This window comes from Variovorax sp. P4_B11, from assembly GCF_056402355.1.
The window spans coordinates 90,217-103,592 of sequence record NZ_JBFUHO010000025.1; the positions used below are offsets into that span (position 1 = coordinate 90,217).

At 64.5% G+C, this 13,376-nt stretch carries 13 protein-coding genes and 1 pseudogene; 5 read left to right on the forward strand and 9 right to left on the reverse strand.

Annotated features, from left to right (window positions below; genetic code table 11):
• Positions 1 to 238 precede the first annotated feature (238 nt).
• The 5 genes from AC1DYD_RS21935 to AC1DYD_RS21955 are packed head-to-tail and all read left to right on the forward strand — an operon-like array spanning position 239 to position 6,001.
• The gene (locus tag AC1DYD_RS21935) at positions 239 to 2,827 is read left to right on the forward strand and encodes a DUF3604 domain-containing protein (RefSeq protein WP_478174859.1); all 2,589 of its coding nucleotides are present in this window, start codon (positions 239 to 241) and stop codon (positions 2,825 to 2,827) included.
• Between the two features lie 21 nt (positions 2,828 to 2,848).
• On the forward strand, positions 2,849 to 3,772 hold the full coding sequence (locus AC1DYD_RS21940) for a peptidyl-prolyl cis-trans isomerase (RefSeq protein WP_478174860.1): 924 nt from the start codon (positions 2,849 to 2,851) through the stop codon (positions 3,770 to 3,772).
• On the forward strand, positions 3,769 to 4,791 hold the full coding sequence (locus AC1DYD_RS21945) for a HupE/UreJ family protein (protein ID WP_478174861.1): 1,023 nt from the start codon (positions 3,769 to 3,771) through the stop codon (positions 4,789 to 4,791). The genes AC1DYD_RS21940 and AC1DYD_RS21945 overlap by 4 nt, the downstream gene beginning before the upstream one ends.
• Positions 4,788 to 5,390, forward strand: coding sequence for a HupE/UreJ family protein (locus AC1DYD_RS21950; RefSeq protein WP_478174862.1), 603 nt, complete (start codon positions 4,788 to 4,790; stop codon positions 5,388 to 5,390). The genes AC1DYD_RS21945 and AC1DYD_RS21950 overlap by 4 nt, the downstream gene beginning before the upstream one ends.
• Entirely contained in the window at positions 5,390 to 6,001 is a 612-nt protein-coding gene (locus tag AC1DYD_RS21955) for a HupE/UreJ family protein (RefSeq protein ID WP_478174877.1), read from the forward strand. Before AC1DYD_RS21950 ends, AC1DYD_RS21955 begins: the two co-directional genes overlap by 1 nt.
• Before the next feature lie 332 nt (positions 6,002 to 6,333).
• On the opposite strand, the gene AC1DYD_RS21960 is transcribed toward AC1DYD_RS21955, so the two are convergent.
• The 9 genes and pseudogenes from AC1DYD_RS21960 to AC1DYD_RS22000 form a co-directional block, all read right to left on the reverse strand.
• Positions 6,334 to 6,978, reverse strand: coding sequence for an EthD domain-containing protein (locus AC1DYD_RS21960; protein ID WP_478174863.1), 645 nt, complete (start codon positions 6,976 to 6,978; stop codon positions 6,334 to 6,336).
• Between the two features lie 17 nt (positions 6,979 to 6,995).
• The gene (locus AC1DYD_RS21965; protein WP_478174864.1) at positions 6,996 to 7,691 is read right to left on the reverse strand and encodes an EthD domain-containing protein; all 696 of its coding nucleotides are present in this window, start codon (positions 7,689 to 7,691) and stop codon (positions 6,996 to 6,998) included.
• A 16-nt stretch (positions 7,692 to 7,707) separates the two neighbouring features.
• Positions 7,708 to 8,883: an NADH:flavin oxidoreductase/NADH oxidase gene (locus AC1DYD_RS21970; RefSeq protein ID WP_478174865.1), complete on the reverse strand. Its 1,176-nt coding sequence runs from the start codon at positions 8,881 to 8,883 to the stop codon at positions 7,708 to 7,710.
• 16 nt (positions 8,884 to 8,899) lie between these two features.
• Positions 8,900 to 9,820 carry a DMT family transporter gene (locus tag AC1DYD_RS21975; RefSeq protein ID WP_478174866.1) on the reverse strand — a complete coding sequence of 307 codons (921 nt, stop codon included), beginning with the start codon at positions 9,818 to 9,820 and terminating at the stop codon, positions 8,900 to 8,902.
• A gap of 3 nt (positions 9,821 to 9,823) precedes the next feature.
• Positions 9,824 to 11,008, reverse strand: a complete 1,185-nt coding sequence (locus AC1DYD_RS21980) for an MFS transporter (RefSeq protein WP_478174867.1) — start codon at positions 11,006 to 11,008, stop codon at positions 9,824 to 9,826.
• Between the two features lie 29 nt (positions 11,009 to 11,037).
• Positions 11,038 to 11,184 carry a hypothetical protein gene (locus tag AC1DYD_RS21985; protein WP_478174868.1) on the reverse strand — a complete coding sequence of 49 codons (147 nt, stop codon included), beginning with the start codon at positions 11,182 to 11,184 and terminating at the stop codon, positions 11,038 to 11,040.
• Complete coding sequence (gene fahA, locus AC1DYD_RS21990; RefSeq protein ID WP_478174869.1) at positions 11,184 to 12,494, reverse strand: fumarylacetoacetase; 1,311 nt, start codon at positions 12,492 to 12,494, stop codon at positions 11,184 to 11,186. Before fahA ends, AC1DYD_RS21985 begins: the two co-directional genes overlap by 1 nt.
• Positions 12,495 to 12,519: 25 nt before the next feature.
• The gene (locus AC1DYD_RS21995) at positions 12,520 to 12,759 is read right to left on the reverse strand and encodes a VOC family protein (protein ID WP_478174870.1); all 240 of its coding nucleotides are present in this window, start codon (positions 12,757 to 12,759) and stop codon (positions 12,520 to 12,522) included.
• A gap of 154 nt (positions 12,760 to 12,913) precedes the next feature.
• Positions 12,914 to 13,376: pseudogene (locus tag AC1DYD_RS22000) on the reverse strand (MBL fold metallo-hydrolase); the annotation flags it as partial.

The following is a 13,376-nucleotide window of genomic DNA, read 5'->3' on the forward strand; positions in this document are numbered from 1 at the left end:
TCGCGCAAGACAAGGACCAAGGACGCGCGTCGCGCCCGCGCGACGGAGAGAATACTTGGCTATCTGGGGCTGCGATTGATCAGGATCAACTCGGGGCCGACCGCTCGCCGCGGCCCGACGCCTGATTTCGCGCTGCCGCTGCCCCCTCAAAAACCTGGACCAAGGTCCAGTTGGTTCCACTGGCTGCGCCTGATAGCGTGCAGGCTGCAGTTTTCTTGACTGCACGGAGGAAGCAGCGATGAAACCGAAAAAATCCCAAACGGCCCGAGCCACCCTCGCGCTCGCGGCCGCGCTGGCCTGCGTGCCGACGATCGCCCAGGAGAAGAACCCGGAGAAGAACGCGTACTTCGGCGAGACCCACATTCACACCAGCTGGTCGGTCGATGCCTGGGTCATGGGCAACCGCATCACCGGCCCCGACGAAGCCTACAAGTATGCCCAGGGGCAGACGATCAAGCACCCGGTGGGCTTCGACATCAAGATCGACACGCCGCTCGACTTCATGGGCGTGACCGATCACTCCGAATATGTCGGCGTCACCAAGCAGGCCAACACCCCGGGGAGCTTCGTGAGCAAGCTGCCCGCGGCGAAGCCGATGATCATGAAGGATCCCAACAGCTCCGCCGAGCAACAGCAGGTCTTCTCGTACCTGCTCAAGCTGGCCTCAAGCGCGCCGGTGAAGGCCTTGATGGACCCGAAGATCACTGGCACCGTGTGGAAGGAAAACGTCAAGATCGCCGACGAGAACAACAAGCCGGGCAAGTTCACCGCGTTCTGCTCGTACGAGTGGACAGCGATGCCGGGCAACCGCAACCTGCACCGCAACGTGTTCTTCCGGGCCTGCGACAAGGTACCGGACTATCCATTCAGCGCGCTCGACTCCACGCGACCCACGGACCTGTGGAACTGGATGGACGTGCAGCGCAAGAGCGGCAACGAACTGCTCGCGATCTCGCACAACGCCAACGTCAGCGATGGCTGGATGTACCCGGTCGACGTCGACAACACCACCGGCCGGCCCATCGACGCCGCCTGGGCGGCCTCGCGCGACCGCAACGAGCGCCTGGTCGAGATCAAGCAGGGCAAGGGACAGTCGGAGACCCATCCCCTGCTGTCGCCCAACGACGAGTTCGCCAGCTACGAGCTGTATCAGGCCATCCTGGGCCTTCCGGCCAATGTCGGGCGCATCGACCACATCACGGGCAGCTTCGCGCGCCAGGCTTACAAGGACGGCATCACGATGCAGGACCAGCGCGGCTACAACCCGTACAAGTTCGGGATGGCCGGCGGCTCCGACTCGCACAACACCGGCAGCCCGTACCGGCAGGACAACTTCTACGGACTGCACGCCCAGGCGGATGCGTCAGTCGAGCGGCGCTTTGCCGGCGTGCTGATCGGCGGCACCATGGACGTGCGCCTGGAAAATCCTGGCGGGCTGACCGGCGTATGGGCCGAGGAGAACACCCGGGCCTCGCTGTGGGACGCGATGTACCGCAAGGAAACCTTCGGCGTGACCGGCCCGCGCATCAAGGTGCGCTTGTTCGGCGGCTGGGGCTACAACCAGGACATCGCGAAGGCCAACGACTGGGTCAAGCAGTCCTATGCGGGCGGCGTGCCGATGGGCGCCGACCTGCCGCCCATGCCCTCCGGGGGCAAAGGCACCGCGCCGCGCTTCGTCATCTGGGCAGTGAAAGACCCGAGCTCGGCCAACCTCGACCGCATCCAGGTCATCAAGGGCTGGACGCAGAACGGTCAGAGCCTCGAGAAGGTCTTCGACGTGGTGTGGGCTGGCGACCGCAAGCCTGACAAGTGGTCGGGCCGGGTGCCCGCCATCCGCAGCACGGTGGATCTCGACAAGGCCACCTACACGAACGATGTCGGCTCGGCGGAACTGAAGACGGTGTGGACCGATCCGGAATTCGATGCGAGCCTGCACGCGTTCTACTACGTCCGCGTGCTCGAGATCCCGACGCCGCGCTGGACGCTGATCCAGGCGGTGAAGGAGGGGCTGCCCCCGCCCAACATCGTGCCGCTCACCGGGCAGGAGCGCGCCTGGAGTTCGCCGATCTGGYATGCGCCATCGGCGCAGGCGCGCAAGGGCAACCCGGCCGGGATGACCGCCGCCGACCTGAAGAAGAAGGGTGCCGCCGCCCTGAACGACGCGCAGTTGAAGGCGCTCATCGTCGGCAAGGCATTCTGGCTGCRCAACAACGTCACCGGAGAACAGTTCAGCCAGAACTTCACGGCCGAGGGTCATACGACTGTGTTCCGCATCGGAGGCGACTCCGCCGTGCCGAGCGGTTTCGGCAGCGTCGAGCGCGACGGCTATCAGGGCACCACCAGCCCCTACAAGATCGAGGCCGGCAAACTGATTGCCTTCGTCTCGCAGGATCCGTACGCTTTCACGTTCTACAAGCTCGGCGACACGTACTACGCCGCACGCAGCAACGAGTTCGGCTTTGCCAACTACGAGATCGTTCCGGCTCCGCAAATTGCGTCGAATCCGCTGACTGCGCTGTCGAACCAGTTCTCGATCGAGCTGGGGCTGACGGAAGAGCAGAAGCAGCAGATCGTCCCGATTCTCAAGCAGGAGGTCCAGCAGTTGGGCGCGCTGAAGAAGAACGCCTCCCTCAGCGGCTTGCAGAAGGCCAAGGAGTTGCGCAAGCTCGGTCTCTCCTTCGACGAGAAGATCTCGCCGCTGCTCAATCCGCAGCAGCAGCAGAAGTTCCAGACCATGCGCGAGCAGATGCGGCGGCGGATCATCGAGGAGATGGCCGGCAAGGTGCTGCAGGAAGCGGCAACTTTCTTCCCCGATGTGCACAAGTAGCGCCGAGAGTCTGGAAACGCCATGAGACGCCTCCTGCGCGAGCCCTTGGTTCACTTTCTATTGATCGGCGCGATCATGTTCGGCCTCTACGGCCTCACGCAGTCCGGAAGCCCGGCGACCGCATCTTCGAAGGAGATCCAGCTGTCGCTCGATGAGATTGGCCAACTCACCGAGTTGTACCAGGCGCAGTGGCACCGACTGCCGACGCCGCAGGAGCTCGAGCGCATGGTCGAGATGAAAGTCCAGCAGGAAGTCCTCTACCGCGAGGCGCTCGCGATGGGGCTCGACAAGGGCGACGAGATCGTCAAGCGCCGCATGGCGCAGAAGATGCAATTCCTGGCCGAGGATGTGGCCGCTGCGCGCGAGCCAACGCCGGTCGAACTCAGGAACTGGTTCGCGAAGAACGACGCCAGGTTCGCGCAGCCGCCCCGGCTGAGCTTTCGACATTTGTACTTCTCGCCCGACAGGCGCGGCACCCGTGCGAGAGCCGATGCGGAGCAAGCGCTGGCGAAGCTCGCTGGCCAGCCGGTCGACGCGAAGATCGCGAACTCGCTCGCCGACGCGTTCATGTTCCAGGACTACTATCGCGATCGCGCGCCCGAATTTCTCGGCAAGGAGTTCGGACCGCAATTCGCTCTGGCAACAGCCAAGCTTTCGCACGGCGCGTGGCAGGGGCCCATTGAGTCCGGTTTCGGCTGGCACCTCGTGTTCGTTGACACCCTGATTCCCGGCCGCGTACCGGCCTTCGAGGAGGTCGAGGCCAACGTCAAGACCGCGTGGCTCGACGAGCAGAAAGCGCTTGCCTGGGAGAAGTCGTACAAGACGATGCGTGCCAATTACACGGTGCTGCTGCCCGCGCCGCCCGAGAGCCCCGCGGCCTCGTTGGCCTCGCCGTCTTCACAGACAGCGCAAGCGCCCACGCCATCGGACAGGGTGTCGAAGTGAACGGCCTGCGCCGCATCGCCGGATACGTCATGGTGGCGCTGCTCGTCCTGCTTGCCGGAATGCCGGTTTCACGCGCCGACGAGTCCCGGCCGGCGTATCTGGAGATCAAGGAAACGGCGCCAGCCCAGTATGCGGTGCTCTGGCGCACGCCGATGCTCGCGGGCAGGCGATTGCCGCTGGTGCTGACCATGCCCGATGGGGTGAACGACCTGAAGACGCCCGTGGTCCAGGAACTCAGCGACTCCCTCGTCGAGCGGCGTTGGATCGACGCCGGGCCGAACGGGCTGGCCGGCAAGCGAATCAAGATCAAGGGCCTGCAATTCACGATCACCGATGCAATGGTCCGGGTCGAGCTGCTCGACGGCCAGACGGTGCAGACCATCGCACGCCCTTCGCAGCCATGGTTCGAGATCGCGGCCTCGCAAGCGTGGTGGGACGTGCTGGGCACCTATGTCGTCGAGGGCTTCCAGCACATCCTGTTTGGTGCCGATCATCTGCTGTTCGTGCTCGGCCTGCTGTTGATCGTGGGCAATCGGTGGATGCTGATAAAGACGGTCACCGCCTTCACCGTCGCCCACAGCATCACGCTGGCCATCGCCTCGCTCGGCGTCGCGAATGTCCCGGCACTGCCGATGAATGCGGCGATCGCCTTGAGCATCCTGTTTCTCGGCCCGGAGATCGTGCGCGTGTGGCGCGGCGAGACGAGCTTCACGATCCGCCACCCCTGGGTGGTGGCGTTCGCGTTCGGACTGTTGCACGGGTTCGGCTTCGCCACCGTAATGACCAGCGCCGGCCTGCCGCGGCAGGATCTGCCGCTGGCGCTGCTGTCCTTCAACGTCGGCGTCGAGCTCGGGCAGCTCGCATTCGTCGCGCTTGTGCTGGCGATGGAGCGGTCCTTCAGCGTGCTCCAGGTGCGCTGGCCGCGCTGGGTGCAGGCACTTCCCGGCTATGTCGTCGGAGCGCTCGGTGCGTTCTGGACGCTCCAGCGCGTCGCGCTCTTGATCGCAGCGGCACGATGATGCGGCAATTTCGACCTCGATCGGCGCAGGCGCTGGCCCTGTTGGCGGCCTTCTGGGCTCAAGCCGCCTGCGCACACCTCCAGCAGAGCGAGGCGGCCGGACTGCTGACCGGCTTGCTCCATCCGCTCTCGGGCCTGGACCATGTGCTCGCGATGGTCGCCGTGGGTCTGTGGGGTGCGCAACTCGGGATGCCGGCGATCTGGGTGCTGCCGATCGCTTTCCCTCTGGTCATGGCGCTGGGCGGCATGCTCGGATTTCTCGGCGTGCCGATCCCGGGCGTGGAGGCCGGTATCGCCGCGTCGGCGATCGTGCTCGGAACCGCAGTCGCCTTCGAACTCCGCCCGCCTCTGGTCATTGCGGCGCTCGTGGTCGGGGGCTTTGCGATCTTCCACGGGCATGCGCATGGTGTCGAACTGCCGCCAGGTCACAACGCGCTGCTCTACAGCATGGGTTTCGTGATCGCCACGGGTGGCCTGCACGCGTTGGGCATCGGCATCGGAGCCGTCCACGGCCGGCCCTGGGGGCGGCAACTGCTGCGGGCAGCCGGCACGGCGGTCGCAACGGGAGGGGGAGTCTTCATGTGGAGGGCGCTCGCGTGATGCACGCGAGCGCGTCGTGGATTCGTGCGCGCGCGCTCGCCCTGTTCGCCCTTGCGCTTGCGTGCGGGCCCGCCGAAGCGCACCTCAATTCGACCGGGATGGGCCCGGTCTACGACGGCCTGATGCACTTCTTGGCCAGCCCCGAGGATCTTGTGCCTGCGCTGGCGTTGGCGCTGCTGGCCGGGTTGCGTGGCGCGCCTTACGGAAGACGGGCGATGTTCACGCTGCCGGCGGCGTGGCTGCTCGGCAGCCTGGTCGGATCGACCGCGGCCACCGCCCATGCCGGCACGCTGGTGGCAGCCTTGTGGTTCCTGCTGCTGGGTGGCTTGGTTGCGGCCGATGTCAGGCTCACCTTGCGCTCGATGACGGTGCTCGGTGCACTGCTCGGGCTGGTCCACGGGTACCTCAACGGCACCGGCATGGGCCTGACTGCATCGGCGACCCTGGCCGCCCTCGGATTGGCCGCTGCAGTGTTCGTAGTGATCGTCCTGTTCGCCGCGCTTGTCGTTGCGTTGCGGGCGCCATGGGCGCGGATTGCCGTGCGTGTGGGCGGCAGCTGGATCGCCGCGAGTGGCGTCTTGATGATTGGCTGGTCGATTCGCGGGCTTTGACAGGCTTCTTGACTGGCGTTGACCGTCCACTTCGCGAGATGCGGATACGGCCTCAGACACGCGACTTCGTCCTGCTCGTCCCCTGCCACCCGCGATCCGACCACTGTCGCCGAACTCGCATTTCCTCGACGATGTCGCCAAAGGTCAAGTTCCGAGGTAGACCAGCCGTCCGCAAAGAAAAGTCCCAAAGTCAGCTTTCATCAGCCGCCAACATTCGAAAGGGCCAAGGCGAACAGCAGCAGCCAGTCTGAAGCGGAAGGCCGGGTCAAGGACGCCCAGCGGGCGTCACATCACTCAGCCTCTGGGCCAGAGCCCCTCCTGAGTGCCGAGGCTCAACGAAGCGACAGCTCGTCGACGAGATATGCAGTGGCCGCTGCAAGCTGTGTCGTGAGCAGGCCGCAAATCGCCCCCTCGTCAAATGCGTCGTGCGCCGCCGCGACACTCTCGAACCAAAGGACGGCAAATCCATCCGGCGGCGACGGCTCGGACCACAGCCGCTCTCGCCGCGCCGTTGACGCCGTCCAGTTCAGCGCAAGACCCAGGCCGGTCTCGCTGGCATATTGAGTGATCGCCAGAGCGAAGGTCTCCTTTGAAGAGGCCCCCAGCAAGAACGGGACGATCACCTTGACGCGGCGATCGCTCGACCCGGCCTCGTCGCCCTCGGTGTCGACAATACAAAGCGTCCACCCCTTCAGGAAGTTGGGCTCGTCCGCAGGTATGTGGCGCCGGCCGGTGGTCGAGGCCTGAGCGTCGCGCATCGCCTCTTCATCGCGAAAGTAGAGTTCCACGATCCCGTCGATGCAGAAGCTCGAAGAACCGTCCAGGGTCCAGAGAACCTTGTCCACGCGGTTGTGCGTGTACTTCGAGATGCCGTCCATGCCAAGCGCCAAGGCAGCATGGGGACCGGCCCAGTAGTTTCTGAAGTCGCTGGTGGACAGACCTTCCTTCTTCGCCAATAGCGTCATGCGCTTCTTCACTCTTGCCTCCCTATGCCTCAAACGATGCGACGCTCATCCACCAGGAAGGCAGTGATGTCACCCAGGAAGGTCTTGGCGTGCGCCATGGTGGTTTGGCCGGTGGGCGACGCAAAAGCCTCCTGCAGCGTCTGCGCGTCCTTGAACCACAGCTCGACGATGCCATCGATAGGCAGCGTGTCATAGCCGCAAAGCTTGCCCTTCTCGCGTTCTCGGACAATCACGACATTCTGTCGATAGGCGCTCACGCCGGGCATCTGTCGCACCAGATCGCCGTGGATCCGCCATTCGCGCCGGAAGTCTTCCTCGCTCAGGGTCGGCAGTCGCCGGATGACGGAAATGCGCTTCAGCAGCTTGGCGCGTTCATCCTCGCCGGGCAGAGGAATCACGACAGATTGCTCTGCCGTGACGATATGCAGGCCCCCTAGAAAGTGATTCTCATCCTTGATCAGCGTCGCCGCCAGATCGCCATCACTGAACGCACGCTCGGATTGCTGCGCGTCGTCGAACCAGAGTTGGGAGAATCCGTCGAAGTCCCATGGACCCCGGACAAAGTCGATGCCTCGTTGCACTCGATCGACCACGGGGTTTTGCCAGTACTCCCGCAGATTCGGCGCACGCGCCGCCAGGGGTCCGTGCTTGTCCCTCCAGTAGGCATTGAAGTCTTCGAACGTCCAGTCCGCCTTCTTGCGGATCAATCCCATTCGTACATTCATGGCGTGATTCCTTCGTCTATTTGAGAGTGGAGATGAGAGCGTCCGCCGCCTGGGCACGGGCACGCGCCAGTCCCGGCGCGCGCTTCGCAAGCCAGACGCCATGCCGAACGGGCCAGCGCTGATAGCCAGGATCCGCGCCGAGGGACAAAGCAGCGTGATGCGCCCAATAGGGGTCGAACAAGGCTTCACGCCCTAGGGCAATCAGGTCGGCCTTCCCTTCTGCAAGCACAGCTTCCGCTTGCCTTGCGTCAACGATCATTCCGACGGCTTGTGTTCTGATCTTTGCTTCGTTGCGGATCCGCTCTGAAAATGGGACCTGGAAGCCCAGACCGCGCGGTACCGGCAACGCACGCGTCTCCTCGGTCAGCCCGCCGGACGAGCAGTCGATGACGTCGACACCGCATGTTGCGAGCTCGCGCGAAAGCACGATCGAGTCCTCCAGGCTCCAGCCGTCCACGCTGCCATCGACCGCTGATAGCCGACAAAACAGCGGTTTGCCCGCAGGCCAGACCGCACGTACCTTGCGAGCGATCTCGAGCGCCAAGTGCATGCGCCCGGGAAGGTCACCGCCCCATTCGTCCTGTCGATGATTCGAGTTGGGGGACAGGAAGCTCGCGACCAGGTAGCCGTGGCCGAAATGCAGCTCCACGACATCGAAGCCAGCCTTGTCGGCACGCACGGTCGCATCGACGAAGCTCTGCACGACTTCGGCGATACCGTCCGCGTCCAGCGCGCGCGGCGCTGACCAGCCGGGACCCGCCGGCAGCGCACTGGGACCGAGCCGCTCCCACGGCTCCGCATCGGCCGCAAGGCGTGACTCCGCGAGCGCCGCACCGCCTTCCCACAGGGGCTGACTTCCGGCCTTGCGGCCCGCATGCGCGAGTTGCACGCCGATGGCGCTGCCGTTGGCGTGGACGAAATCCACAACCGACTTCAACGGCTCGATCTGGCTGTCCTTCCAGAGACCCAGATCCGCAGTCCCGATGCGCCCGCGTGGGTCGACCGCCGTACTCTCGGTCAGGATCAGCCCCGCGCCGCCCAACGCGAATTTTCCGAGATGGACCAGGTGCCACGGCGTCGCGTGACCCGCCTCGGCGGCATGCTGGCACATCGGCGAAATGACGATCCGATTGCTCAGGACCAACTCGCGAAGATGAATTGACTGGAAGAGAAGTGGTTCACTGGCGGTCATACGAAAAGCCTGTCATTTACGGGGCGACGACCGGGACGGTCGCGGGTTGCCGAGTCCCCAGATAAGTGCCACCGATCACGGCAAGAAAACCAAAGAGATGCCAAGGCGTCAGTCGCTCCCCAAGCAGAAAGGCTGCGAATCCGACGCCGAAGACGGGCACCCAGTACAGAAAGACGGCGGTGCGAGCGACACCGATGCGTGCAATGGCCCGGTTCCAGACGAGATTGGAGAGCGCGGTGGCCATGACACCCGAGAACAAGATGAACGCCCAAGGGCGCCAGCCGGGAAACAGCCCATCGAATCCAATCGCGGACGGCTCGAGGGTGGCATGGAGCGCGAGGAAGAACGCGCCGACCACATAGATCGCCCAACTGATGATCAATGGGTGGAGCTGCTGGGCGAGGCGCTGGACGATTGCGCCACCCGCAGCAAAGCTGACCACGGCGGCCACCAGCATCAAGTCGCCCGCGCCTGCGCTGGAAAGCCCGGCTCCTGGATGACTCAACACCACGGCCGCCACGCCGGCGAAGCCGAGAAGAACACCCGCCAGGCGCGTCAACGTCAGACGTTCCCGGAAAGCGACCGCGGCGAGCAATGCGGACACCAGCGGGCTCAAGGCCATGATGAGCGCGCCATTGGTGGCCGTGGATCGCAGCAAGCCCTCCGCAAACAGTATCTGATTGAGGTACACCATCAAGACCGCACAGACCACGATCGCCCCGCCCTGCGGCCACGACAACGATGGAAGTCCGCAGCGCTTCCACAGAACGATCAGGCTCAACGCAGCGCCTGCCACGAGCATTCGGAGCGCAGCCAGTGTTGTCGGATCGAAGACCCCTGTCAGGACCTTCACCGCTGCCAGGTTCAGCCCCCAGATGGCCATCGCCGCGATCAACGTAGCCTGGACGGCGGCTGGATTCACTTCGCGGTCAGACATGCGTCAGGCCCCTTGCAGTTGGCGATTGCGCTGCCGCAGCAAGGACGCGAATGCACTTCCTAGCAGGAAGAGGCCGATGGCTGAAGACGCAAAGACCATGGTCGACGAGAAGGTGTCGACCACCCACGCGGCAAGCAGAATCCCAAGGGACTGCCCGAAGAACAGGACGCAAGCAAACAGCGAGACCGCCGTACCGCGCATCGTTGGAGCCATTTGAGTCGCATGGGTCTGCAGCGTGTTGTGCAAGGCGTAGAAACCAAAGCCGGCAAGCACGCAAGCCGCAAGCGTCCAGTGCCAGGATGGTGCCAAAGCAATCGTTGCGAACGCGCCGCCCAGGCAAACGCCTCCAGTGGTTGCCAGTCCGGCTTCGCCGAACCGCCGCAGCAGCACGCGGGCGCAGCGGCTGTAAAGAAGGCCGCCGACCCCGTAGAGCGCGACGATGGCGCCTGCCTTTGGCATCGACAGGTTGAACGTGGCGTGGAGGTGCGACGGAATGAAGGCGAGTGCGCTGAAAGCCAGCGCCCCTTCGATGCAAGTCACCAGCAATACCGTCCTTGCCCACGGCCGGGCGAGCACGTCCAAAGCTCGACGTCCCACACTCCCGGTGTCTCCCGCCGGTAAAGACGCAATGTCTCCAGCACGCCAGGCCAGCATCGAGCCGCTGATCAGGAAGATCGATGCGAGCATGACGAACGCCGCTCGCCAGTTCAACATCTCAGCGATGAGGCCGCCAAGCCACTGGCCGCAGATCATTCCGAACACCGTCGCGCCGAGCAGCTTGGCCAACACTTCCTGGCGACCTTCGTAGGCGACGCTGTCGCCGATCCACGCCATCGTCAATGGAATGATTCCAGCCGCCGCCACTCCCGACAAAATGCGGCCGACAACCAGCCAGTCCAACGTGGGTGACAACGCTGCCGCGGTGCTTCCGATCGTGCACGCCAACGTCGCAAAGCCAATGACGCGCACTTTGCCGTAGCGATCACCCAGCGGTCCATAGAACAGCTGGAGAACCCCGTAGGCCAACGCGAAGCCGGAAATGGTCCGAGCAGCCTGGCCCGTCGTTGCCGAGAACTCCGCCGCCAACGAGGGAAGCATGGCGTCACAGATTCGCATCGAAGCCATGCTCGCGAACGCGCATGCGCTGAGCAGCCACAGCATTCGGGTATCGAGGAGACGGATGCTCATGGTTGCATCGCCTGGTACGGGGCTCACTCTCACGCCGTCAGACCTGGTGCGAGGATCAGACTCGCTTCGGTCGCCTCGATCACTGCGAGTTCCGTGACAACCAAGTCCACGCGGCGCACCGATGTGATCGGAAGGCTGCAGCGCGGCACGACCTTGGACCCGACGGCCTTTTTCATCATTCTTCGACGATGCCGACCACTTCGCCCAACCCAATGCGAACCGCGCCGTCGCGCTCACACCACCCACGCATGATCAGCGCGTCACCGTCCTCCAGAAAGGTCCGCTTCTCCCCATTGGGAAGCTGGATCGGCTGCTTGCCGCCGTTCGTGAGCTCCATCAGCGAGCCGGCCTCGTCGGCGTCGGGGCCGGACAATGTGCCCGAGCCGAGAAGATCTCCGGGCTGCAGATTGCAGCCGTTCACCGTGTGGTGGGCGATCAGTTGGGCCGGTGTCCAGTAGGCCGCACGATGGCTGTTGGTCCGCGACAGGCGCACGGGGAGCTCACCGGCTTCGCGCATCCTGGCAGTCTGCAGCAGGACTTTCAGTTCGATGGAGAACGCCCCCTGCGCACGGTTCATCTCCGAGTCGAGGTAAGGCAGAGGCTGCGGATCGCCGGCTGGGCGTTCGAACGCTACGCGGAACGGCGCCAACGCTTCTTTCGTGATCAACCAGGGGGACACCGTGCTGGCGAAATTCTTCGAGAGAAATGGTCCGAGCGGCTGGTATTCCCAGCCCTGGATGTCGCGCGCCGACCAGTCGTTGAACAGGGTCACGCCGAACAGGTGAGCATCCGCCGCGCCAATGTCGATCGGCTCCCCTTGTTCGTTTCCCTGACCGACGAACCAGCCGAGTTCGAGCTCGTAGTCGAGACGCTTGGAGGGACTGACACTCGGCGTCGCAGCGTCGGGCGCCTTCGTTTGCCCGCGCGGGCGTTTGATGCGCTGACCGCTGACACCAATCGAAGAGGCACGTCCGTGATAACCGATCGGCACCCACTTGTAGTTCGGCAGCAGCGGATTCTCCGGACGGAACTGCTTGCCGACGGTCGTCGCGTGATGAATGCTGGTGTAGAAGTCGGTGTAGTCGCCGATGCGCGCCGGGAGAGCGTATTCGGCCTCCGCCTGCGCCACCAGGCAGGGTTCGAGCAGCGGCCGCTCTGACGAACCCACGCGCAAGGCGCGGGACAGCGCCAGGCGCAGGGCCGCCCCCGCAGCCGGACCGAGCGCCATCAGCACGTTGAGCGAATCACCCGATGCGGCGGTCGCGGCCGCGGCGGCTTCGCCCGAGAACAGGCCGCGCTCGACGGCCGCTGCGATGTCGACGATCTGGTCGCCGATGGCCACGCCCCCGCGAAAGACCTCGTGCGTGCCACGACGCCGGAATACCGCGAGAGGGAGGTTCTGGACAGGAAAGTCGGTCCCCGCGTTCCGGGCCGACGCCACCCAGCTCTGAAGCGCCGGGTCGTGGGTTTCGTTCAATGCAATCATGAGATTCACGCGTTCCGTGCCGGCATCAGGGGACCGGCGTGGCCAGGCTGCCGTCGTGCATCCAGGCCGCGTGCTTCGGCGCACGCTTGGTCCTGGCCCACTCTTCGAGCTTCTCCCACTTCACCTCGTCGAGCTTCGTCGAGGGCACTTCGTCCTCGGCGATGGCCAGCACGAACTTCATGTCCAGGTGCTTGCCGTACCACTCGACGGTCTGCTTGGCATCGAGGCAGCGGTAAGCGACGTGATGAACCTTCTTGATCAGCATGGTGGTTTCCTTAAGGTTTCGCGGGCGCTGTCTTTTCGGGGTGAGCGCGGCCCCGCGGTGCCGTGCTCCGCGTCTTCCCTCGTCCTATGAACTTGTCGCGTGATGGCTGACCGGCGAAATAGACCGATCAGCCCGCCCTGGCGCGGTCTACCGATCAGCCCTCGAGCGTCTTCCACATCTCGACATCACGCTCTGCCGTCCAGATGCGGGGGTCGGTGTACTTGGTCACCTCGTCGTAGCACCGCGTGACGTCGAAGGGCATGCAGTGGTCGAAGATCACCCAGTGGCCGTACTTGGGCTTCAGCGCCGCGTACGTGTCCTTGTAGACCGCGTTCAGGTCCTTGCCGGCATCGACGCCCTTCCGAACATTGGCGTACACGTCCGAGATGAAGTCGCGCGTCTCGCTGAGGCCCTTGGCCACTTCGTCGGGCGTGGTGAGCGCGGCGCCGCGACCGGGCACCAGCGCCTTGGGCTTGAGCGCAGCGAGCTTCTCGAGTGTCTTGGGCCAGTCCTTGAAGTACGCATCGCCGGCATAGGGCGTGGCGCCGAACTCGACCAGGTCGCCCGACAGCAAGGCCCCTTCGCCCGGGAGCCAGACGACCGTGTCGCCCTTGGTG

Coding starts and splice junctions, on each gene's coding strand:
- AC1DYD_RS21940 (WP_478174860.1), top strand. CDS start 2,849: ATGAGACGCCTCCTGCGCGAGCCCTTGGTTCACTTTCTATTGATCGGC.
- AC1DYD_RS21950 (WP_478174862.1), top strand. CDS start 4,788: ATGATGCGGCAATTTCGACCTCGATCGGCGCAGGCGCTGGCCCTGTTG.
- AC1DYD_RS21955 (WP_478174877.1), top strand. CDS start 5,390: ATGCACGCGAGCGCGTCGTGGATTCGTGCGCGCGCGCTCGCCCTGTTC.
- AC1DYD_RS21965 (WP_478174864.1), bottom strand. CDS start 7,691: ATGAATGTACGAATGGGATTGATCCGCAAGAAGGCGGACTGGACGTTC.
- AC1DYD_RS21970 (WP_478174865.1), bottom strand. CDS start 8,883: ATGACCGCCAGTGAACCACTTCTCTTCCAGTCAATTCATCTTCGCGAG.
- AC1DYD_RS21975 (WP_478174866.1), bottom strand. CDS start 9,820: ATGTCTGACCGCGAAGTGAATCCAGCCGCCGTCCAGGCTACGTTGATC.
- AC1DYD_RS21980 (WP_478174867.1), bottom strand. CDS start 11,008: ATGAGCATCCGTCTCCTCGATACCCGAATGCTGTGGCTGCTCAGCGCA.
- AC1DYD_RS21985 (WP_478174868.1), bottom strand. CDS start 11,184: ATGAAAAAGGCCGTCGGGTCCAAGGTCGTGCCGCGCTGCAGCCTTCCG.
- fahA (WP_478174869.1), bottom strand. CDS start 12,494: ATGATTGCATTGAACGAAACCCACGACCCGGCGCTTCAGAGCTGGGTG.
- AC1DYD_RS21995 (WP_478174870.1), bottom strand. CDS start 12,759: ATGCTGATCAAGAAGGTTCATCACGTCGCTTACCGCTGCCTCGATGCC.